The 20,392-nt window shown below is 67.2% G+C and carries 16 protein-coding genes; 9 read left to right on the top strand and 7 right to left on the bottom strand.

Annotated features, from left to right (window positions below; all coding sequences use genetic code 11):
* Positions 1-370 precede the first annotated feature (370 nt).
* The gene (locus tag AC4AMJ_RS28045; protein ID WP_489918537.1) at positions 371-1,897 is read left to right on the top strand and encodes a hypothetical protein; all 1,527 of its coding nucleotides are present in this window, start codon (positions 371-373) and stop codon (positions 1,895-1,897) included.
* A gap of 505 nt (positions 1,898-2,402) precedes the next feature.
* Here AC4AMJ_RS28045 and AC4AMJ_RS28040 read toward each other — a convergent pair.
* Together AC4AMJ_RS28040 and AC4AMJ_RS28035 are read right to left on the bottom strand one after the other, a co-directional pair.
* A protein-coding gene (locus tag AC4AMJ_RS28040) for an IS3 family transposase (RefSeq protein WP_489916219.1) occupies positions 2,403-3,901 on the bottom strand; the annotation gives its coding sequence in 2 pieces (ribosomal slippage) (positions 2,403-3,517 and positions 3,517-3,901; 1,500 coding nt in all).
* A 618-nt stretch (positions 3,902-4,519) separates the two neighbouring features.
* Positions 4,520-5,884, bottom strand: coding sequence for a glucose-6-phosphate dehydrogenase (locus AC4AMJ_RS28035; RefSeq protein WP_489916217.1), 1,365 nt, complete (start codon positions 5,882-5,884; stop codon positions 4,520-4,522).
* Positions 5,885-5,962: 78 nt separating this feature from the next.
* Here AC4AMJ_RS28035 and AC4AMJ_RS28030 point away from each other — a divergent pair, with 78 nt between their 5' ends.
* A complete protein-coding gene (locus AC4AMJ_RS28030) occupies positions 5,963-7,753 on the top strand; it encodes a glycoside hydrolase family 15 protein (RefSeq protein WP_489916215.1) in 1,791 nt (596 codons plus the stop codon).
* Here the strand turns inward: AC4AMJ_RS28030 and AC4AMJ_RS28025 are convergent.
* A complete protein-coding gene (locus AC4AMJ_RS28025) occupies positions 7,741-8,487 on the bottom strand; it encodes an SDR family oxidoreductase (RefSeq protein WP_489916213.1) in 747 nt (248 codons plus the stop codon). The two genes, AC4AMJ_RS28030 and AC4AMJ_RS28025, sit on opposite strands and share 13 nt — an antisense overlap.
* 142 nt (positions 8,488-8,629) lie before the next feature.
* Here AC4AMJ_RS28025 and AC4AMJ_RS28020 point away from each other — a divergent pair, with 142 nt between their 5' ends.
* The gene (locus AC4AMJ_RS28020) at positions 8,630-9,463 is read left to right on the top strand and encodes a helix-turn-helix transcriptional regulator (protein ID WP_489916211.1); all 834 of its coding nucleotides are present in this window, start codon (positions 8,630-8,632) and stop codon (positions 9,461-9,463) included.
* An 85-nt stretch (positions 9,464-9,548) separates the two neighbouring features.
* Positions 9,549-10,490 carry an oxidoreductase gene (locus AC4AMJ_RS28015; protein WP_489916209.1) on the top strand — a complete coding sequence of 314 codons (942 nt, stop codon included), beginning with the start codon at positions 9,549-9,551 and terminating at the stop codon, positions 10,488-10,490.
* Positions 10,491-10,554: 64 nt separating this feature from the next.
* Here AC4AMJ_RS28015 and AC4AMJ_RS28010 read toward each other — a convergent pair whose 3' ends face one another.
* A complete protein-coding gene (locus AC4AMJ_RS28010) occupies positions 10,555-11,286 on the bottom strand; it encodes a SigB/SigF/SigG family RNA polymerase sigma factor (RefSeq protein WP_489918536.1) in 732 nt (243 codons plus the stop codon).
* A gap of 345 nt (positions 11,287-11,631) precedes the next feature.
* On the opposite strand from AC4AMJ_RS28010, the gene AC4AMJ_RS28005 reads away from it, so the two are divergent.
* Entirely contained in the window at positions 11,632-12,048 is a 417-nt protein-coding gene (locus AC4AMJ_RS28005) for an STAS domain-containing protein (RefSeq protein ID WP_489916207.1), read from the top strand.
* 3 nt (positions 12,049-12,051) lie between these two features.
* On the opposite strand, the gene AC4AMJ_RS28000 is transcribed toward AC4AMJ_RS28005, so the two are convergent.
* The gene (locus tag AC4AMJ_RS28000) at positions 12,052-12,504 is read right to left on the bottom strand and encodes an anti-sigma factor (RefSeq protein ID WP_489897841.1); all 453 of its coding nucleotides are present in this window, start codon (positions 12,502-12,504) and stop codon (positions 12,052-12,054) included.
* A gap of 358 nt (positions 12,505-12,862) precedes the next feature.
* Between AC4AMJ_RS28000 and AC4AMJ_RS27995 the strand changes: the two genes are divergently transcribed.
* From AC4AMJ_RS27995 to AC4AMJ_RS27985, 3 genes are all read left to right on the top strand, one after another.
* The gene (locus tag AC4AMJ_RS27995) at positions 12,863-13,198 is read left to right on the top strand and encodes a hypothetical protein (RefSeq protein WP_489897842.1); all 336 of its coding nucleotides are present in this window, start codon (positions 12,863-12,865) and stop codon (positions 13,196-13,198) included.
* 148 nt (positions 13,199-13,346) lie between these two features.
* Positions 13,347-15,482 (top strand): acyltransferase family protein, encoded by a 2,136-nt coding sequence (locus AC4AMJ_RS27990; RefSeq protein ID WP_489916205.1) that lies wholly within the window; start codon positions 13,347-13,349, stop codon positions 15,480-15,482.
* Between the two features lie 189 nt (positions 15,483-15,671).
* Complete coding sequence (locus tag AC4AMJ_RS27985) at positions 15,672-16,925, top strand: acyltransferase (RefSeq protein ID WP_489916203.1); 1,254 nt, start codon at positions 15,672-15,674, stop codon at positions 16,923-16,925.
* Here AC4AMJ_RS27985 and AC4AMJ_RS27980 read toward each other — a convergent pair.
* Positions 16,899-17,516 (bottom strand): SanA/YdcF family protein, encoded by a 618-nt coding sequence (locus AC4AMJ_RS27980; RefSeq protein ID WP_489918535.1) that lies wholly within the window; start codon positions 17,514-17,516, stop codon positions 16,899-16,901. The two genes, AC4AMJ_RS27985 and AC4AMJ_RS27980, sit on opposite strands and share 27 nt — an antisense overlap.
* A 63-nt stretch (positions 17,517-17,579) precedes the next feature.
* Here AC4AMJ_RS27980 and AC4AMJ_RS27975 point away from each other — a divergent pair, with 63 nt between their 5' ends.
* Positions 17,580-18,965, top strand: a complete 1,386-nt coding sequence (locus AC4AMJ_RS27975) for a WS/DGAT/MGAT family O-acyltransferase (RefSeq protein WP_489897846.1) — start codon at positions 17,580-17,582, stop codon at positions 18,963-18,965.
* Between the two features lie 137 nt (positions 18,966-19,102).
* On the opposite strand, the gene AC4AMJ_RS27970 is transcribed toward AC4AMJ_RS27975, so the two are convergent.
* Entirely contained in the window at positions 19,103-20,326 is a 1,224-nt protein-coding gene (locus AC4AMJ_RS27970) for a glycoside hydrolase family 26 protein (protein ID WP_489916201.1), read from the bottom strand.
* Between the last annotated feature and the right edge of the window lie 66 nt (positions 20,327-20,392).

The following is a 20,392-nucleotide window of genomic DNA, read 5'->3' as shown; positions in this document are numbered from 1 at the left end:
CCCGACATCACCGATCGGCATATCCGGGATGCCCCAGAGTGCACATGAAATCGCTCCGAATTTGGACAACCTGCCCATGTCTTTGACGGCAGCAGAGTGCGCGTAGGGGTGTGACGAAACATCGCGGTCTCTGATGATTTACCGGCTCGACACAGAAGGTCACGAGACTGTCGATCCGTGACATCGTGCACAGCGAACAGCCACCGCAGGTGTGCATCGTATCGGTTGACCCCCGGTGACGGCGGGTGAATGGTTTCACCAGCACAGCCCTTTCCGTTCACCCACCCGCTAAGGAATCACCGTGCAGTCCATCAATCTCACCGCCGCCCATTGGGTTTACCTGGCCGGCATCCTCGTCATCATCGCGACGATGGTGATGCGCAAGAACATCGTGGTGCCGGCCGTGATCGCGACCTTTCTGACCGCATTCGCCTTCAGCGACAGCATCGTCACGGCCATCGCATCGATCTTCAACGCCAGCCTCGTCGCGGCCAAGGAACTGTTCAACATCTTCCTCATCATCGCCCTGGTGACCGCCATGCTCGGCGGCCTGAGGCAGATGGGGGCGGATCGACTCATGATCACCCCGTTCCGACGGGTGATGCGGAGCGCGACAACGAGCTTCATCGTGCTGGCGATCGTGACCTACACCATCTCGCTGTTCTTCTGGCCGACGCCGGCGGTGCCGCTGGTGGGCGCCGTGCTGATCCCGGTCGCGATCCGGGCGGGGCTGTCCCCGATCTCGGTCGGCATGGTGATCGCCATTGCGGGCCAGGGCATGGCGCTGTCCTCGGACTACGTGATGAAGGTGGCCCCAGGGATCTCCGCGACCGCAGCCGGCGCGGATGTGGACAGTGTCGCCGACAAGTCGCTTGTGCTGTCGCTCATCGTCGGCGCGGTGGCCATGGTGATCACGTGGGTCATGCAGCGTCGGACGTGGCGGGCCCCGTCGGCAGAACTGCTGGTGGAGTGGGAGGCCGAGGCCGACCGTGGCGCGGCCGACGTCGAATCCGAACTGCACGGTGAGCAGGCCGAGAGCGACGGCACTGCGGTGTCCCAGCGCGGCGGATCGGGGACGGCGGTGGCAGCCGGTGCGGGCGGGGACGTACCCGCCTCGGGGTCGACCGGATCGACCGGCACCGCGGTGCTCGATCCCGAGGACCCGTCGTCGCCGGGCTCGGCACCGGACGCGTCGCGGACCGCCAAGATCTTCGCCGTCCTGGTCCCGCTCGTTTACGCGGGATTCATCGTCTATCTCATCCTCGGCAAGACCGGCGTGGTGCCTGCTCTGGAAGGTGGCGACGCAGCCGCCATGGTCGGCGGCATCGCAGCGCTGCTCCTGTTCGCGGTGTGCGCCGCGCACGAGCCGACGAAGTTCCTCGAGACCACCGCCGAACACCTCGTCGACGGTCTGGTCTTCGCGTTCAAGGCGATGGGCATCGTTCTGCCGATCGCCGGCTTCTTCCTGATCGGCAACTCGGACTTCTCCGGTCAGATCCTCGGCCTGCCCGGGGACGTGACCGGCCCGGCGTTCCTGTTCGATCTGGTGAGCTCCGCGCAATCGCATCTGCCCCACGTCCCGATCTTCACCGGCCTCGGCATCCTCCTCGTGGGAATCGTTGCGGGTCTGGATGGTTCCGGGTTCTCCGGGCTGCCGCTGACCGGCGCGTTGGCGGGTGCGCTCGCTCCGGGCGTCGACATGGACCCGGCAACCCTGGCCGCGATCGGCCAGATGGGCAACATCTGGTCGGGCGGCGGAACACTCGTGGCATGGTCGTCCCTGGTGGCCGTGGCCGGGTTCGCCCGGGTACCGGTTCTCACCCTGGCCCGCAAGTGTTTCGTCCCGGTCATGGCCGGCCTGCTCATCTCGACCGTGGTGGCCGTCTACCTGCTGTAGTCACAGTCTCACCCGCGGCCCCATGGGAGCGAGTTCGCGAGCGCTCCACCCGGCCCCTGAGGAGCGAGCTTGCGAGCGCCCCACCCGGTCCCTGAGCCTGCCAGCGCCCCACCCGATCCCTGAGGAGCGAGCGTGCGAGCGCTCCACCCGGTCTCTGAGGAGCGAGCTTGCCAGCGCTCCACCCGATCCCTGAGGAGCGAGCTTGCGAGCGTCACGAAGGGCCCTTCGTGACGCACGCTCACTCCGTTCGCGGGCTCCTCAGGGAGCGGGGGGTGACGCCTGCGAACTCGCGGACTCAGGGAACAGGTGGAAGCGAAACCGCAACGTACGCAAGCACACAACAGCCCGCCCGGTCCCTGAGGAGCGAGCTTGCGAGCGTCACGAAGGGCCCTTCGTGACGCACGCTCACTCCGTTCGCGGGCTCCTCAGGGAGCGGGGGTGACGCTCGCTCACTCCGTTCGCGGGCTCCTCCGGAACTTGTCAAGGGGTTTGAGGCCAGTGGGTGTTAGGCGACTGTCGGTTTTTGCTCCTCTTGGGGTTTGTTGATCCAGGCTGCCTCGGGCAGTGCGAGGATCTTCGGGGCGGGATCGCTGGGTCCGAAGCGTTCGGGGTGAGCGCGGTGGGCCGCGGCGAGAGTGCGGGTGCGTTCGGCGGCGATGGTGGCGGCGTGGCCGTAGTGCACATCGGCGGGTGTGTGCAGGCCGATGCCGCTGTGGCGGTGGGTGTGGTTGTACCAGTCGGTGAAGGTGGCCATGAACTCGCGGGCCTGTTGGATGGACCCGAACCGGGTGGGGAACACCGGCGCGTATTTCAGTGTCTTGAACCAGGATTCGCTGTACGGGTTGTCGTTGGAGACGTGTGGGCGTGAATGTGAGCGGGTCACCGACAGGTCGGCGAGCAGTTCGGTGACGGTCTTCGAGGTCATCGAGGTCCCCCGATCGGCGTGCACGACCTCGGGGATGCCGTGGACCCCGAACACCTCACGCATCATGGCGGTGGCCAGCGGCCCGGATTCGCGGGTCTGCACGTGTACCCCGACGATGTAGCGCGAGTAGATGTCGATCATCACGTACGCCTCGTAGTACACCCCCCGCTGCGGGCCGGCGAGTTTGGTGATGTCCCAGGTGTAGACCTGGCGGGGGCCGGTGGCCACCAACTCCGGTATCGCGGTGGCGCGATGGGTGGCCTGTCGGCGACGCTCCCGGACCTGGTCGTGGGCGCCCAGGATGCGATACATCGTGGAGATCGAACACAGGTAGCAGTCCTCATCGAGCAACGTGGCGTACACCTGGGCCGGTGCGCAATCCACGAACCGGTCACTGGCGAGCACCGCCAGCACCTGGACACGTTCGCTCTGGTCGAGCTTGTTGGCCGGCTCCACCCGCGCCGCAGCAGCGCGCCGGCCAGTCGCCGGGGTCCGGGCACCACCGTCACCTTCGGCCTCAGCGATCTCGGTGGCGGTGCGTCGTGCCATGGTGGCCCGCGACATCCCGGTCAGCAGCGCCGCGGTGCGCTGGGGGGTTCCGGCCGCGGTCAACGCCGTAAACGTCGTCATCAACGCTGTCCGCGCGGGTCCTCGGAATCCGCGCTCTTGGAGATCTGCTCCAAGAGCGCGTGTGCTTTTCCCATGATCTCCAGCGCGGTTTGGGTTGTTTCCAACCTGCTGGTGGCCTGAGCCAGTTCCTTTTTCAACCGGGCGATCTCAGCCTGCTCGGCGCTCAACCCCGACCGGGGCACCCGACCGGCCGCGGCCTCATCGGCGTGCAGGACACCACCATCACGCAACCGACGCCACTCACTCATAAACGACGAATACAAGCCCTCACGCCGCAGATAGGCGCCGCCCTCACCGGTCTCACACGCCTTCTCATAGGCCGCGAGGTACCTCAACTTGTCCTCGGCGGTGAAACTGCGGCGCCGCCGCGGCCCCTGACCACCAGTGTGCTGCTCACTACCACTGTCCATCACCCCATTATCGGAGCTACTGACACTCACAACAGACATCGATACTCATCCTGATCTCGCCCTGCCAAACGGGGGGGTTGCTACGAAGCGCTGGTCTCAACTCACCCTGACAGACAGGGCTCAGGGAGCGGGGGGTGACGCACGCGAACTCGCGGACTCAGCGAGCGGGGGAAGCGAAACCGCAACGTACGCAAGCACACAACAGCCCGCCCGGTCTCTGAGGAGCGAGCCTGCGAGCGCCCCACCCGATCCCTGAGGAGCGAGCTTGCGAGCGTCACGAAGGGCCCTTCGTGACGCACGCTCACTCCGTTCGCGGGCTCCTCAGGGAGCGGGGGGACGCACGCTCACTCCGTTCGCGGGCTCCTCAGGGAGCGGGGGTGACGCACGCTCACTCCGTTCGCGGGCTCCTCAGGGAGCGGGGGGACGCACGCTCACTCCGTTCGCGGGCTCCTCAGGGAGCGGAGGGACGCACGCTCACTCCGTTCGCGGGCTCCTCAGGGAGCGGGGGGGACGCACGCTCACTCCGTTCGCGGGCTCCTCAGGGAGCGGAGGGACGCACGCTCACTCCGTTCGCGGGCTCCTCAGGGAGCGGGGGGCGACACGCGCCACCTCAGGAGTTGGGGACGTCCGCCGAAAACTGCTTAGAGCCTTACCGTTTCACAGTGGTCGCCACCTGGCCGGGCCGGGCGAACCGGCCGGGTAGGTGTCGAGCGGCACACGATCTGCCTTCCACGCATCGATGATCGGGGCGACGATGTGCCAGCACTGTTCAGCGGTGTCACCGCGAACGGCGAGAGTTGCGTCGCCGTCGAGGATCCCGGACAGGACCTCGGCGTAGGCCCGCAGCGATCCGTCGCCGAGCTCGGCGGACAGATCGGCGGCCTTCAGGTCGAACGGGTGTGTGCCGTCGTGCACGTTGAGCCGTACCGACATCGTGTCGGGACCGAACGCGAAACAGAGCACGTTCGGGGCGGCCTGGCCCCGAAACTGTTCCGGCAGATGACGTACCGGCCGGAAGGCGAGAGCGATCTCCCGCGGTGCCGGGTCCAGCGCCTTGCCGGAGCGCAGGGTGAACGGCACACCCTGCCAGCGCGCGGTCTGCACTTCGAAGGTGGCCTCGGCAAGGGTCTCGGTGTTGTTGGACGGATCGACCCCGTCCTCGTCGACATAGGACGGCAGGGTTCTCCCATCGACCTCGCCCGAGGTGTATCGGGCTCGGCGCGACGACCGAACCGGATCGCCCTCCCACACCCGGGTGGCGCGTAATGCCGCGGCGGTTGCGTCACGGAGGTCCCGCTCGCTCAACGACGCCGGCGGATCCATGGCGACCACCGAGAGCAGCTCCAGCAAATGGCTCTGCAACATGTCCGTGAGGGCGCCCGCCTTGTCGTAATAGCCGGCGCGACCCTCGAGTCCGAGACTCTCGTCATACCGGATCACGACCGATTCGATGTGCTCGGCCGACCACACCGGCTCGAACACGCGGTTGGCGAACCGGACTCCGAACAGGTCCAACAGGATCGACTGGCCGAGAAAGTGATCGACCCGGAAGATCTGGTTCTCCGGCAGTAGACCCGCGAGCGTCTCGTTGAAGGCACGCGCGCTGGCCTCGTCGGTTCCGAACGGCTTCTCCAACGCCAGCATGAGACCGTCGGGGAGATCCACCCCGGCCATCGCGTCACACGCCGACTGCGCCACCGCGGGCGGCACCGCGAAGTACAGGACCGAACGGCCGTGCGCCTGGCCGAGGACCGTACGGATTCCGTCTGCGGTGGTGACGTCGGCCTGCACGAACACCGTGGTGTCGGCGACGTTGCGGGCGGTGTCCGAGGATGTGTCACCGAACGCTTCGCGCACCCGATGGCGCCAGTCGTCGTCGGAGACCTCGCGTCGGCCGACGCCGACAAGCCGCACGTCACGGTCCGGTTCCAGCGAGAGGAGTTGCTCGAGCGCCGGGAGCAGCAACCGGGAGGTGAGGTCGCCCATCGCACCGAGGATGAACAGAGTCGTGGTCTGCGCCATGCCCGACGCTAACCCGTCCGGCCGGCATATATGAAGATCCTCGGCACAATCCCTCGACGAAATGGTGAGAATCGAGGGATGCACACCAACATCGAGGACTACGCCATGGTCGGTGACTGCCGCACCGCCGCGCTGGTGTCACGACGCGGCGACGTCGACTGGTTCTGCGCACCGCGCTACGACTCCGCATCGATCTTCGCAGCGTTGCTGGGCACCGAGAAGCACGGACGGTGGGGGCTGCGACCGCGTGAGGACGGTGCTCGGGAGTCCCGTCGCTACGACGGCGACACCCTGATCCTGATCACCCGGTGGGAGACCTCGACGGGTGTCGCCGAAGTGCACGAGTTCATGCCGATCGACGGCGGAGAGGTGGACCTGGTGCGCCGCGTCGTCGGGATCTCCGGGTATGTCGACTTCGTCACCGAGTTGAGGCTGCGCTTCGATTACGCCCGCGCCTTGCCCTGGGTCCTGCAGGTCGGCGACGACACCGGGCCGGGTCTACGTGCCATCGCCGGACCGGACGCAGTCATCGTGCGCGGCGTCGAACTCCACGCCGACGGCAGCGTGCACCGAGGGTTCTTCACCGTCGAGCCGACCGTGACGATGGATCTGACGCTGTCCTGGTATCACTCCTATCGTCCCGAACCCGCTCCGATCGACGTCACCCGCGCACTGCGGCACACCCACGACTGGTGGAGCACCTGGGCCGGCCGTATCGATCATTCCGGCCCGCACAAGGACGAGGTGGTCCGCTCGCTGATCGTCCTGCGCGCGCTGAGCCACATGGACACCGGCGGGATCGTCGCGGCGGCCACGACGTCGCTGCCCGAACAGTTCGGCGGTGCGCGCAACTGGGACTACCGCTACGTGTGGCTGCGCGACGCGTCGCTGACGCTGGAAGCCCTGGTCCGCCATGGCTTTCTCGGCGTTGCGGAGCACTGGCGGATGTGGCTGATGCGTGCCATCGCAGGCAACACCCATCAATCACAGATCATGTACGGCATCGCCGGCGAACGTGAACTACCCGAGCGGGAGTTGCCGAACCTGCCCGGATACCAGGGCGCCGCACCGGTCCGCATCGGCAACGGCGCCGTCGATCAGTATCAGGGCGACGTCCTCGGCGAGGTCCTGGTGGGTCTGGACTCGGCACGCGCGGCGGGACTGGAGGAGACGCCGCTGTCGTGGTCGCTGCAGAAGGCGCTGCTCGAGCAGGTCGAGGCCAATCTCGAGCGACCCGACAACGGGATCTGGGAGATGCGCGGCGCGCCAAAGATGTTCACGCATTCGCGCGCGATGATCTGGGCAGCCTTCGATCGGGGGGTGCGGGCAACCGAGGAGCACGGCCTGGACGGCTCACCCGACCACTGGCGCGAACTGCGGGACCGGGTGCGCGCCGAGATCGACGAGAACGGTGTCGATCCGGCGACCGGGCGATTCGTGCAATACGACGGCACCACCGAGGTCGACGCCTCGTTGCTGTTACTTCCGCAGGTCGGGTTCTGCGCATCCGATGATCCGCGCATGCTCGCGACCGTCGCGGAGATCGAACGCACACTGCTGCGTGGCGGGCTTGTGCTGCGCTACAACACCGACGGCGGCGTGGACGGGCTCGCCGGCGGCGAGCATCCCTTCATGGCATGCACCTTCTGGCTGGTCACGCAGTATGCGATGAGCGGACGCCGCGACGATGCGATCGCCCTGATGAAGTCCGCGTGCGCGACTGCCAACGATGTCGGCCTGATCTCCGAGGAGTACGACGTCGGCGCCCGGCGCCAGGCGGGCAACACCCCGCAGGCACTCTCACACCTGGCGCTCGTCCGGGCGGCCGACGCCTTGGCAGGCCGACTCCCGCACCGTCACGCCACCTGATGGGCGAGGGCGGCCATCAGGTCGTTGCGGCTGCCCTCGATCTCGGAGTACCGCAACGGCTTCACCCGCTCGACGAGGATCTCGCCGGTAGCCGTCGGCAGGAGCTGCATCACCTCATCGAGGAACGCGTCGAGCGGCATGGCCCACTCTGCGTCGGCCTGTCCCGGCATGAGGTCGGTCTGCACCGCCGGCGGCACGAGTTCGAGCACATCGACGCACGTGTCCGCCAGCTGCAGTCGCAGGCTGTCGGTGAAGGAGTGGATCGCGGCCTTGGTCGCACTGTAGGTGGGGGTTCCGGCCATCGGCGTGAACGCCAGCCCGGACGACACGGTCATGATCGTCGCGTCCGGCTGCGCGGCAAGGAACTGGGTGAACGCGGCCACCAGACGCAGGGGCCCGAGGATGTTGGTCTCCACCTCGGCGATCGCGGTCTCCAGAAAGCCCGGATCGCGCAGGTTCTCGCCTCGCATGATGCCGGCCATCGCGATCAGGACGTTGGTCTCGGGAAACCGCGCCCGGACGTCGGCGGATACCCGGACGATGTCGTCGGCGTCGGCCGTGTCGATGCGAACCGTCTCGATCCCGGGATGTTGCGCCGCGATCTGATCGAGAAGGCCGACGCGACGCCCGCCGACGATCACGCGGTTCCCCGCGTCGTGTAGACGGAGGGCCAGCCCGAGTCCGATTCCGGAGGTCGCGCCGGGGATGAAGATGGTGTTTCCGCTGATTCGCATGGGGTGTCTCCTGTGGTCGGCAGTCCGGTGGACGTTCTCGCACCATCCACTCCACCGCTGCCGTCGACCGGTAACAAGGCAGCCGTGATCCAAGGACCGGCGATCCCTGGATCACTCCACGGCGATGGGCCAGAGTGGACGGATGGCGATCGACAGGGCCGGACTGGCCGAGTTCCTGCGTAGTCGGCGTGAGGCGCTGCAGCCCGCCGACGTGGGATTGCCGCCGGGGACACGCCGACGCACCCGCGGCCTGCGTCGCGAGGAGGTCGCGATGCTGGTGGGGATGTCGACCGACTACTACAGCCGACTCGAACAGCAGCGTGGACCGCAGCCGTCGGAGCAGATGCTGACCGCGCTCGCTCGCGGACTGCACCTGTCGCTCGACGAACGCGATCACCTGTTCCGGCTCGCCGGTCACAATGCCCCGGGGCGCCGAGGCCTCTCCGATCACGTCGGGCCGGGGATGATGCGCATCGTCGATCGACTCGCCGACACTCCGGCGATGGTCGTGAACAGCGCAGGCGAAACGCTGCTGCAGACGGCGCCCGCGGTGGCGCTCGTCGGCGACGAGACCCACTTCACCGGCCTCCGACGCAGCATCGCCTATCGCTGGTTCACCGATCCGGTCACCCGTCAGCGGTTCCCCACCGAGGACCACGACCACCACGCCCGCGCGCACACCGCGCGGCTCCGCGCGTCGGTGACCCGCGAGGGCCCCACATCGCACTCCGCCGAGATCGCGGATGCTCTCTTGGCCGAGAGCACGGAGTTCGCCGAGCTCTGGCGGCACCACGACGTCTCCACCAGCCTGACCGACACCCGCAAGCGTCTGCTTCACCCCGAATTGGGCCTGATCGAGGTCTACTGCCAGACACTCCTGGACCCCGACGGCATCCAGTGCCTGCTCGTCTACACCGCGACGCCGGGCACCGAGAGCCACGAGAAGCTGGCCCTGTTGAGTGCGGTGACCGCCTGACCGTCCCACCCGCGACCCGCACTCCATCGTGCAGGTGCGCTCACCGCCTGTGGCACTCTGGGTCGAGTCTCACGAAGGGCGAGGGATGGCGAAGAGTGGGTGGTCTGCGGGCGAAGCACCGCGGATGGACGGAAAGACCGCGGTGGTCACGGGCGCGAATTCCGGCATCGGGCTGGAGACGACCCGTCATCTGGCCCGGCTGGGTGCCCGGGTGATCATGGCATGCCGCAATCCGGCCGCGGCCGCGGCGGCGCGAGCCGACATCATGGCCTCCGTGCCCGACGGACAGGTCGACATCGTCACGCTCGACCTGTCCGATCTCGCGTCGGTGCGCAAAGCCGCCGCCGAGATCGCCACCGAATGCCCGACGGTCGAGGTCTTGGTCAACAACGCCGGCGTGATGGCGGGCCGACGCCAGCTCACCGTCGACGGATTCGAAATGGACTTCGGGACAAGTTTCCTCGGTCACTTCGCGTTGACGGGCCTACTGCTCGAGCCCTTGCTCGCCGCGTCCTCGGCGCGGATCGTGACGGTCGGGAGCAATGCGCATCGGGCCGGGACCGTCGACTTCGACGATCTGACGATGACACGATCCTTCAGCACTTCGCGCGCCTACTCGCGGGCGAAGTTCGCACAACTCGTCTTCGCGGTCGAACTACAGCGGCGGCTTTCGGCAGCCGGTCGCACGACTCCGATATCCGTGGCGGCACACCCAGGTGCCACCCACTCGGGAGTGATGCGTGATTCGGGTCGAGTTCTCAACTGGCTCTTCACCACCGGCTCCTTACACTGGATTCGCCGTACCTTCATCATGGAAGGCTCCGAGGGTGCTTTGCCATCGCTGCGCGCCGCAACCGATCTCGGCGTTCTCGGTGGTCAGTACTTCGGTCCTTCCGGCCCAATGCAATTCAGCGGACCACCGGTCCCGGTCGTGCCGAGCCCCCGTGTCATGGAGCCCGACTTGGGCGCTCGTCTCTGGCAGACCGCGGAAGAACTCACCGGTGTGGCTTACTCGTTCCTCGACTGACCCCGAACCGCGGCCGGGCGCGGGGATCGGCTTGAGCGCTCACCCGTTGCTTGGGAACTCCCGATCAATCAAGTTGCGGCTCATCGGGATCGGCGCCCAGATCCGCCCGCAGTTGCGCGAGCGTCCGCGACAGCAGCCGGGACACATGCATCTGCGAGATGCCGATCTCCCTGGAGATCTCACTCTGCGACATGTCCTGGAAGAATCGCAACGACAGGATCCGACGTTCGCGTTCGGGAAGGCGTTCCAACGCCGGACGCAGGGTCACGAACTCGTCCACCTGACGGATACGATCGTCGTCCTCGCCCAGCCGATCCCGCAGTGAGCGCACGTCGTCATCATCGGTCTCCGCGTCGAGGGACGACGCGTTGTAGGCCGACCGGGCCATCAGTCCGTCGATGACCTCGGCGGCCGGCAGCGCGAGGTACTCGGCGAGTTCGGACGGCCGCGGCGACCGACCCAGTCGTTGGACCAGTTCGTCGGCCGCCGAGTTGATCCGTAGCGACGTCTCCTTGGCGCGACGGGGCACCCGCATCGACCAGGTGCTGTCGCGAAAGTGCCGCCGAACCTCACCCATCACGGTCGGTACGGCGAAGGCGAGGAAGTCGGTTCCGCGTTCGGCATCGAACCGGTCGACCGCGTTGACGACCCCGAGCCGGGCCACCTGGAGCAGGTCGTCGAACGACTCGCCGCGATCGCGGAATCGCCGTGCCACATGTTCGGCCAACGGTAGACATCGTCGGACGGCATCGTCACGGTACCGCGATCTGCGATCGATGTCGGGCTCCGCGTGCATCTGTCGTAACAGCACCACCACGTCCGCGTACTCGTCGTCGCGGGCTCGCGTCGGACCGGCGGGCCCCCGTCGCACGGGCGGAATCGACAACAGGTCCCCTTCCCTTCCCGCTTCCGGGTTCACGGCCGCTGTGCGCGGCCGATATACGCGACAGTAGGCACTACCCGGGCAAACGCGCTGTCAAACCCGGTTCTGCCGAACTCCACTTGTAGACCGTGGTGGCGCACCGTACGGTGGAAGAGGCGGTTCAGTCAGCAGCTGCACGCGTCCGAGACTGACCAGCCCGCGCCCACAGCGCCAGCATGTCTCTGCGCACTCGACCCTTCTCGGAGTAGAGGCACGCATATGACACTGAACACCGACATTTCGTTCCACTCGACGGCGGCCGGCAAGTCAGCTGGGGCCCGCCACTCCGCCCGAGCCCTCACCGCGACCACATCGTTTTGCGTTCAACGCTTTTCGGGCGACATCGACCTTCAGACGGTCGCCGATTTCGCCGCGGCGCTCGACCGGGTCCTGGCCCAGCGTCCCGAATGCCTGGTACTCGATCTCTCGCAGGTCAACTTTCTCAGCGCCTCGGGGCTGTCCGAACTGTCCCGCTTCTGCACCGATGCCGCCAGAGCACACGTCTCGGTGGCGGTGGTGGGCAGCCGAGCGGTCTGCCGCCCGATCGAGGTATGCCGACTGGAGACGACACCGGCTCTCTACGACACCGTCGATGACGCCGGAGCCGCCCTCGGCACGCTACTCAGGAAGCGGTGACGATCACGGCACTGTTCCCGGCTTTCGTCGCTTGGCGAACGCGACCGTGACCTCGCGGTGGTCACCGACGTCTGCGTATCCGACCGATTGAGCGTCTGTCACGGTCTCCACGACTCGCCACCCGAAGCCAGAGCCGTCGAGTTCGACGCCGTGATCGACGATGGCGGTCACGCTGCCGGCGAGTCCGTCCGACCCGGTCGCCAGCTGGAAAGCGATGAATCGATCGGGCGCGGAGGCCGCGATCAGTTCCGAGCAGATCTCATCGACACCCAACGTGACGTCGGCGACGTCGTCGATCGTCCAGTCGTCGACGAACATCGTTCGTTCCACGACGGATCGGACGATCTGCAGGCGATCGGCTCGGGCAACCACGGACAGCGTCACCGGCGCATCGGCGGTGCGCATCAATTCCTCGATCACCGCCCGTTCGTCGGTGGTGCCGCGGTTGTCGGCCACTGCGTCTCCTCGGGTTGGGGGTTTCGATTCATCCACCCGCTTACCCCCGCGTGAACACTCCGAAACGTGCACGTGCACGGTACGTCAGTCCCCGGCAGCGGGTGCAGCTGTCGGCCCCGAGTACACCGGCCTGGGCGTGGGGCATCGCGACCATCTCTGTCGCCAGAAGGGTTCCTGGGTCACAGACGGTTTCGGCGCAGAGCGCAGACGCCGACGAGCAGATCGTGCCGACTCGTACCCGCCGCCGCGAGCGGAGGCACGTCCGAGTCGAGTTTGAATCAGGTGTGCTCGGGAACCCTCTCGTCACAGATGGGCACTCGGAGGCGGCATTGAGACCAGCGACGCGGCAGGATTCCCGATGACCGCTGCCCGAGCCGGCCGCCGAGCGCATCCGCGATACCGCCTCCTGGCGGGGCGGTTGCGCCGCAGCACGAGGTCGGCGAGGTTCATCACCGCGGTCACCTGGGCCGGGTACCTGGCGTTGACCGCCGGCGTCGTGCTCATCGCTCTGGCCGTCGCCGACGATTCCTCCGCGAGTCGGTGGGCCGTGGCGGCGGCCGCGACGGCATTGTGCGCGGCCGCGCTGGTGGGTGCCGCGCGGCGCCTCTCCCGATCGCGCGCCGAACATCTCCGCCGATATCGCGCACTCCTCTCGTGGACCCGCCGGCGGAGACGCCACGACCCACAGCGGTGACCGGTCGCCACCCGTCTCCAACCGGCGCACGACCGCGGGCGTGTGAGGTCGCCTGGCCACCTCCGGCGGGGCCACCCGCTGTGATTCTCGACGCCGCACGGCGCTCGGTGGCGGGAAACGAGGCGCGGGCCAAGTACCATCCCTGCGTGTGAGCACGGCCGTAACCCCCACCACCACCCCCAATGAGGATGCCGCGACAGGCAACACCTCGGGGTATCGGTTGGACCTCGACGGCCTGCGCGGGATCGCGATCGCCCTCGTCGCCGTCTTCCACGTCTGGTTCGGCCGTGTGTCCGGCGGCGTCGACGTCTTCCTCACCCTGTCGGGCTACTTCTTCGTCGCATCCCTGCTCAAACATGTCGTGGCGACACAGCCGTCGTCGGTGTCGTGGGATGCGGCGGTCAACCCGTGGCCGCGGCTGTGGCGCCTGGTCCGGCGGTTGCTGCCCGCGCTGCTGGTGGTGCTGGCCTTCATCACCGTGATGATCGCCCTGGTGATGCCGAAGACGCGGTGGGGCCCGCTCGGCTCGGAGATCCAGGCGAGCGCGCTGTACTACCAGAACTGGCACCTGGCGTTCGACTCGCAGGACTACGCCTCCGCGGATTCGGCCATCAGCCCGATGCAGCATCTGTGGTCGATGTCGATGCAGGGGCAGTTCTTCCTGCTGACCCTGGTGTGCGCACTGGCTTTGGGCGGGGTGTTGCGTGCCCTGTCGCGCCGGTTCGCGGTTCTCACCAACCCGGCGGTGATCCGCAGCGTCGTCGGCGTCGCACTCCTCGCCGTCGCACTGGTGTCGTTCGCGTGGGCGAACCACCGGCACGGGATCAACCAACCCTTCAACTACTACGACACGATCGCGCGCCTGTGGGAGCCGCTGGCCGGCGGCCTGCTGGCGGTGTGGATGCCGCGCCTGGCCCTGCGGCCATGGATGCGCAACGCACTCGGCGTCGCGGCACTGGCGCTCATCATCACGTGCGGCTGGTGGATCTCCGGGGTCCAGCAGTATCCGGGGGCGATGGCCCTCGTGCCGGTCGGGGCAACGCTCCTGCTGATCTGGATCGGGTCCGCCGCGGTCTCCGACGTTCCCGGTGGCGGCCCAGCCGAGGTGAGCCGCTGGCTCGCCCATCGGCGGCTCGTCTGGCTCGGATCGATCGCCTACGCGCTCTACCTGTGGCACTGGCCGCTGCTCGTCTTCTACATGGCCTGGCGGTACGAGGACGACGTCAACTGGTTCGAGGGCACCGCCATTCTCGTGGTGTCCGGCGTGCTGGCGTGGGCGACCACCCGTTTCATCGAGAATCCGCTCCGCGGCGGCCGCGGCTCCGCCGTGAGCCGACGGTACTCTCGCACGTTGCTCGCGCTCATCCTGATCTCGACGATCGTGTTCGGGAGCACCGCGGTGATCTGGCAGCGCAATGCGGCCAACGCGACGGTCAACACCGCCAACCTGGATCCGCGCCTCTACCCCGGTGCCCGCGCGTTCCTCGACGGTGCGGCGGTCCCGAAGGTCGAGCCGCAACCGAGCCCGGAGGTCGTCGACAAGGATTGGCCGATCACGTCGTACGACTCGATGATCAGTGGGTGGAAGGACCCGTCGATCAAGGTCGGTGTCTACGGCGACCCGAACGCCACGCGCACCGTGGCACTGGTGGGCGGCTCCCACGCGGAGTACTGGATCACCGCGCTCGACGACATCGGCAAACGCCACGGATTCAAGGTCACGACCTATCTCAAGGTGGGGTGCGCACTGACCACCAGTCACGTGTTCATCTGGTTCGGGCAGAAGTACTACCAGTGCAACGACTGGTCCAAGCGCGTCATGGACCGGCTCGCCGTGGACAAACCCGACGTGGTGTTCACCAACTCCACCCGACCGGTCGAGGGGAAGGGGTCCCGCGGAGACTTCGTCCCACAGGACTACAAGGACATCTTCGCCCAGTTCCGGGACCGTGGTCAGCGAGTGGTCGCCGTCCGCGACAACCCGTGGGCGCACGGCAAGCTGAAACCTCCCGAGTGCCTTGCCGAGGGTCGCAAGCCGGACGTCTGCGGGGTGTCCCGCGAGGTGGCCCTGGCGCCCGCCGATCCGGCAACCGCGATCGCGCCGGAGTTCCCCAACATGAACTTCCTCGACTACACCGACGCCATGTGCGATCCGACCTATTGCCCGGCCGTGGTCGGGAACATCCTGGTCTGGCACGACTACCACCACCTGTCCGCGACCTTCGTGCGCAGCCTCATCCCGGCCGTCGAGGCCGATCTGGCGACGTCGCTGCGTTGGTGGTGAAATCGGTCACATCCGCGTGCTGAAACGGCCCTCTCGGCCGCTTTGACGTGGACGACTCAGTTACTCCCAAGGTAGGACTGTTAATTTGAGCGCCGAGGAATTCGTGTAGCGAAACACTCTCGCCCGAGGTGACCACCCGGGCCGGGAGGTCGGGGCGCGCAGAAGGAACATTGGGGCGTAAGTACACGCATGACGACGTACCTGGAGCAACAGAACGGTCGCGGCAGCTCGGCCACCGGTTCGGCCGACGCCACTGCCCGCACCGGTAAACGTGCCTACCTGCATCACCTCGACCTCATCCGGGTGACGACGTTCTCGCTGGTCATCTTCGTGCACTGCCTGACCCAGACGACTGACGAGTTCAACAATCTGGGCGTCAACACCACGTCTCTGCTGTTTCACTTCACGCGCAACACGTTCTTCGCCCTGACCGGGTTCGTGCTGATGTATCAGAACTTCGAGAAGAGCGACTTCAGCACGACGGCGTTCTGGCGCCGCCGGATCAATCTCGTGATCTTCCCGTACCTCATCTGGTCCGCGATCTACTGGTTGGTCCAGCAGGTGTGGGCCCGCGGCCGCGTCGGGGACGTGCTGTCCGATCCGTTGGGCAGCGTCGGTGAGTTCGCGCGTCTGGCCGGGTGGGGGCTGTCCGGGTTCCAGATGTACTTCTTGTTCGTGATGCTGCAGGTCTACCTGCTCTTCCCACTCATCCTCTGGCTCGTCCGCGCGACGGCCCGCCACCACGGTGCACTGCTGGCGGCGAGCCTGGCCGTCCAGGTCGCGATCACGATGGTCATCACCTACTGGCAACCGCCCGCATCGCTCGCGCCGTATTGGTGGCACCACTACGCGACGTTCGTCCCCTACCAGTTCTTCATCCTCTACGGCGCGGTCGCCGCCGTGCATCGCACAGCGATCGCCGACTGGCTCGCGGGCAAGGGTTGGTGGCTGTTCGGGGCCCTGATCGCCACCGCGACGCTGGCCGTGGGCGTGTATCTGGGCGGTGTCTGGTTCGGCGGCAAACCCGTCCACGACAACGACGGCGCCTTCCATCCGAGCCTGATCCCGTTCATCATCGTGGCGATCACCTGCCTGTACGCGGCGGCCGCGCATTGGGGGACGCACTGGCGGGAGTTCACACCCCGGTTCGCGCGGATCGTCTCGTTCGCCTCGAACCGTTCGTTCGGCGTGTTTCTCGCGCACGTACTGGTGCTCTACTTCGTGCTCAAGCCGCAGTCCGCCGGCCATCCGTGGATCCTCGAAACGCTCGGACAGCCCTGGGGCACGATCGTCACCTACATCGCCACCATCGCCGGGTCGTTGCTGCTCGTGGAGATCCTGCGCCGACTGCCCGGTTCGCTTTACCTCACCGGCCGACCGCGGCTGCCCGTCCGGCGTCCGGTGCTGCCGACGGCGTCAGTGCGAGCCCAGCAGGCCCACTAGGGCGCGCGGCTGCGCGAGCAGCAGCTCGCGGAGATGATTGCGTACCAATGTCCATGTCGGGCAGTCGCACCGGGCCGCAACACCGGTTGCATCGATGCCGTCGCTTCGGCACAGCGCGATCGCACGGGACACATGGAAGTCCTGGGTGATGAGCACCGCCCGATCGAGGCCGAACACATCATGCGCACGACGACAGCTGGCCTCGGTGTCCATCCCGAGCGGGTCGTCGGTGATCGCATCCGCCGCCACTCCCCGCTCCTCCAGGTATCTGCGCATCACCGCCGGCTCGTCGCCCGCCGCTGCGGACCCGTTGCCCGAATTGATGATTCGCGCCACGCGGCCGCTGCGGTACAGCTCGAGGGCGGTGTCCAGGCGGCCGCGGACGTAGTCGCCGGGCGCGCCGTCCTCGACCAGGGAGCCCAGGACGACGGCCGTGGAACCCGCCGGAACCTCATCGTCGGCCAGGGTGCGACCGAACGACGACCAGTACGTCCACGTCGCGGCGACGGTGATGACCAGCTCGACGGCCACCAGCACGGCGAGCACGAACCGTGACGAGTTTCCCAATCGGTCGACGGCGCCCACCGGCAGGACAATACTGGGTGGACGCCGTGCGATCCGCTCACGCGTCACCCCGTACCGGAGGTCGTCTCCTTGCCCTACATGCCGATCACCGAGTCCATGTTCCTCATCGCCGAGACGCGCGAGCAGCCGATGCACGTCGGCGGCCTGCAACTGTTCGTGCCCAGAGATGGCCAGTCCGCGACCGACCTGGCCGAGGAGATGTTCGCGGCCTTCCAGAACTGCACGGAGGTGCGACCGCTGTTCCGGAAGCGCCCCGCGTCGCCGGTCACCATCCTCGGAAACGTCGCCTGGTCCTTCGACGACGAGATCGATTTCGACTACCACGTGCGCCGAGCCGTGCTGCCCCGGCCGGGCCGCGTCCGGGAGCTCCTGCGGTACGTGTCCCTCAACCACGGCGCGCTGCTCGACCGATTCCGGCCGATGTGGGAACTGCACATCATCGAGGGACTCACCGACGGCCGGATCGCGGTGTACACCAAGTTCCATCACTCTCTGCTCGACGGGGTGTCGGCGCAGCGGCTTCTCGAACGGACCCTGACCCCCGATCCCGATGCACGGACCGGGATCGCACCCTGGGATCCGGCGACGGGCCGCCGACGCTCCCGTCCCGAATCGGCCGGCGGCACCGGCCTCCGCTCGCGCATCGCCGGTATCGCCGACACCGCCGCACAGGTCGCGGGCATCGCGCCGGCCGCCGCCAGAATCGCGTTGAGCGGCATCACCGATCCCAACTTCGTGGCTCCCGGTTCGGTCGCTCCGCGAACGATCCTCGACGTCGCCATCGGCAGCGCCCGCCGCTTCGCCGCTCAGCAGTGGCCGATCAGTCGGTTGCGGGCGGTTGCCAAGGAACTCGACATCACTCTGAACGACGTCATCGTCGCGATGAGTTCCGGCGCCCTGCGCTCCTACCTCATCGACCACGACGCGCTGCCCGACCAGCCACTCATCGCGGCCGTGCCGGTGTCGATGCACACCGACGACTCGACCGATGGCAACAAGGTCACCGCCATCATGGTCAACCTGGCCACCGACCAGCCCGATCCGCAGCGCCGCGTCGAGACGCTGATCGCCTCCACCCGCAAGAGCAAGGAGGTGGTTCGCGGCCTGCGCCCGCTTGCGGCCCTCGCACTGGGCGCGGCGAACTTCGCTCCGCTCGCGTTCGCCACCATCCCCGGCGTGGTCCAGTATCTGCCGCCGCAGTTCAACATCATCATCAGCAATGTGCCCGGGCCGCGCGAGGAACTCTATTGGAACGGCGCCCGGCTCGACGGCGTCTACCCGGTGTCCATCCCGATGGAGGGACTCGCGCTCAACATCACCGTGACGAGTACCGCCCAGCACATCAACTTCGGACTCATCGGCGCCCGCAAGGAACTACCCAGCCTGCAGCGCCTCCTCACCCACCTGGACACCGCGCTCGACGAGTTGGAGAAGATCGCCGGCATCATCCCGTGACGTCGCCGATTGCGGCGTCACACCACCTTGGGTTGCCGGCGGCCCACCACGTTCCTCCCCCCGGTATCAACTCGTTGCCCGACTGTGCGGTTGGAGGATGTAGCGACATCCGGTTGGCGAACCGTCGGCCGGCCCGGTCAGCATGGGGTGACGGCGTCCGCGTAGCGCAACCAGCTCGGCAACGCGTGGACGAACTCGTCATGGGTGACCGGCGACCCGGCTGATCGCCAGTCGACGACGTCCTTGATCTCCACCTCGTACTTGCGCCATTCGAACCAGTTGACCATCTTCAGCATCGGGTATCGGGTCGGGATGTCGGCGGCGAACACCTGCTTCCACCACGTGCTCTTCACCGCGCGCTCGGATGCGCCGGCGGCCGCTCGGGCGGGGGTGTAGATGGCGGCGGTCTCCACGATCGCGACCGGGTGCCGATGCTCGACGCCGTACACCTGGTAGAAGTTCGGGACCGCACGATCGTCGCCGGCCGTGCCGGAGTAGGTGCCGTCGAGCATCTGGGTGAACTTGCCGGGCTCGGTGATCTCGTTGTCGCCCCAGGGTCGCTTGTTTCCCCAGTGGTACAAGGAGACACCCACCCAATCCACGGCGTCGTCACCCGGATAGTACGGAGAGTAGGGGTCGTCGCGCGCGGTGAGCCGCCCGTCGTGGTCGGTGTCGAGGACCGTGAAATCCGGTGCGCTACGGCGTGCCGCGTACTTCCCGCCGAGGAACGGGTAGCCGCCGCCGTAGTTGGGAGCCCACATCATCGCCGTCCCAGGGGCCTTCGCATGGACCATCGCGGCGACGCGCCGAAACGTGTTGACGTACTTGGTCGGCTGCTGACCCCAGGAGTACCAGGTGCCGTTCATCTCATGGGCGAACCGAACGATGACGGGCACCCCGGCCTCGTTGATGCGCCGCAGATCGTCGCCGAGTCGCCCGATCACACCGTCGTCGATGGAGTCGAGCCCGGCGTGTGCCTCCAGAGTCAGCACCATGATCCCGGCGTCGGCCTTCACCTGGTCTGCCGCAGCAACGGTATGCGCCCAGGTCGCATTGTCATATGGGATGTCCGAGAACTGAACGGCCACAGCGGGAGCGTGCCCCAACGCCGATCGATACTGACCCAGGGACTCGGCATGCCAATCCAGGTTCACCCCGAACAACACTCCGTCGCGGGGTACCACCCGCGACGCGTCGACGACCGCACACGCGGGCGTCGGCGCCGGCAGGTAGTGGTGGAAGAGTGCGCCGGCGGTGCCGACGCCGACCAGCATCGCGATCACCGGTACCAGCACCGATGGCCGCTTCCGCCGCCGCCGCGACCACCTCGCGGCGAACCCGTCGGTCACTTGCTCTCGCACAGTTGGACTTTCGATCAGGGGACTGGGCATGTCACACTCTCTCCACAGGGCGGACCGGACGAAACG

It is taken from the genome of Gordonia sp. LMA484 (genome assembly GCF_058129505.1).
The sequence above is the reverse complement of the archived record's forward strand: the minus strand, read 5'-3'. Positions and strand labels throughout refer to the sequence as shown.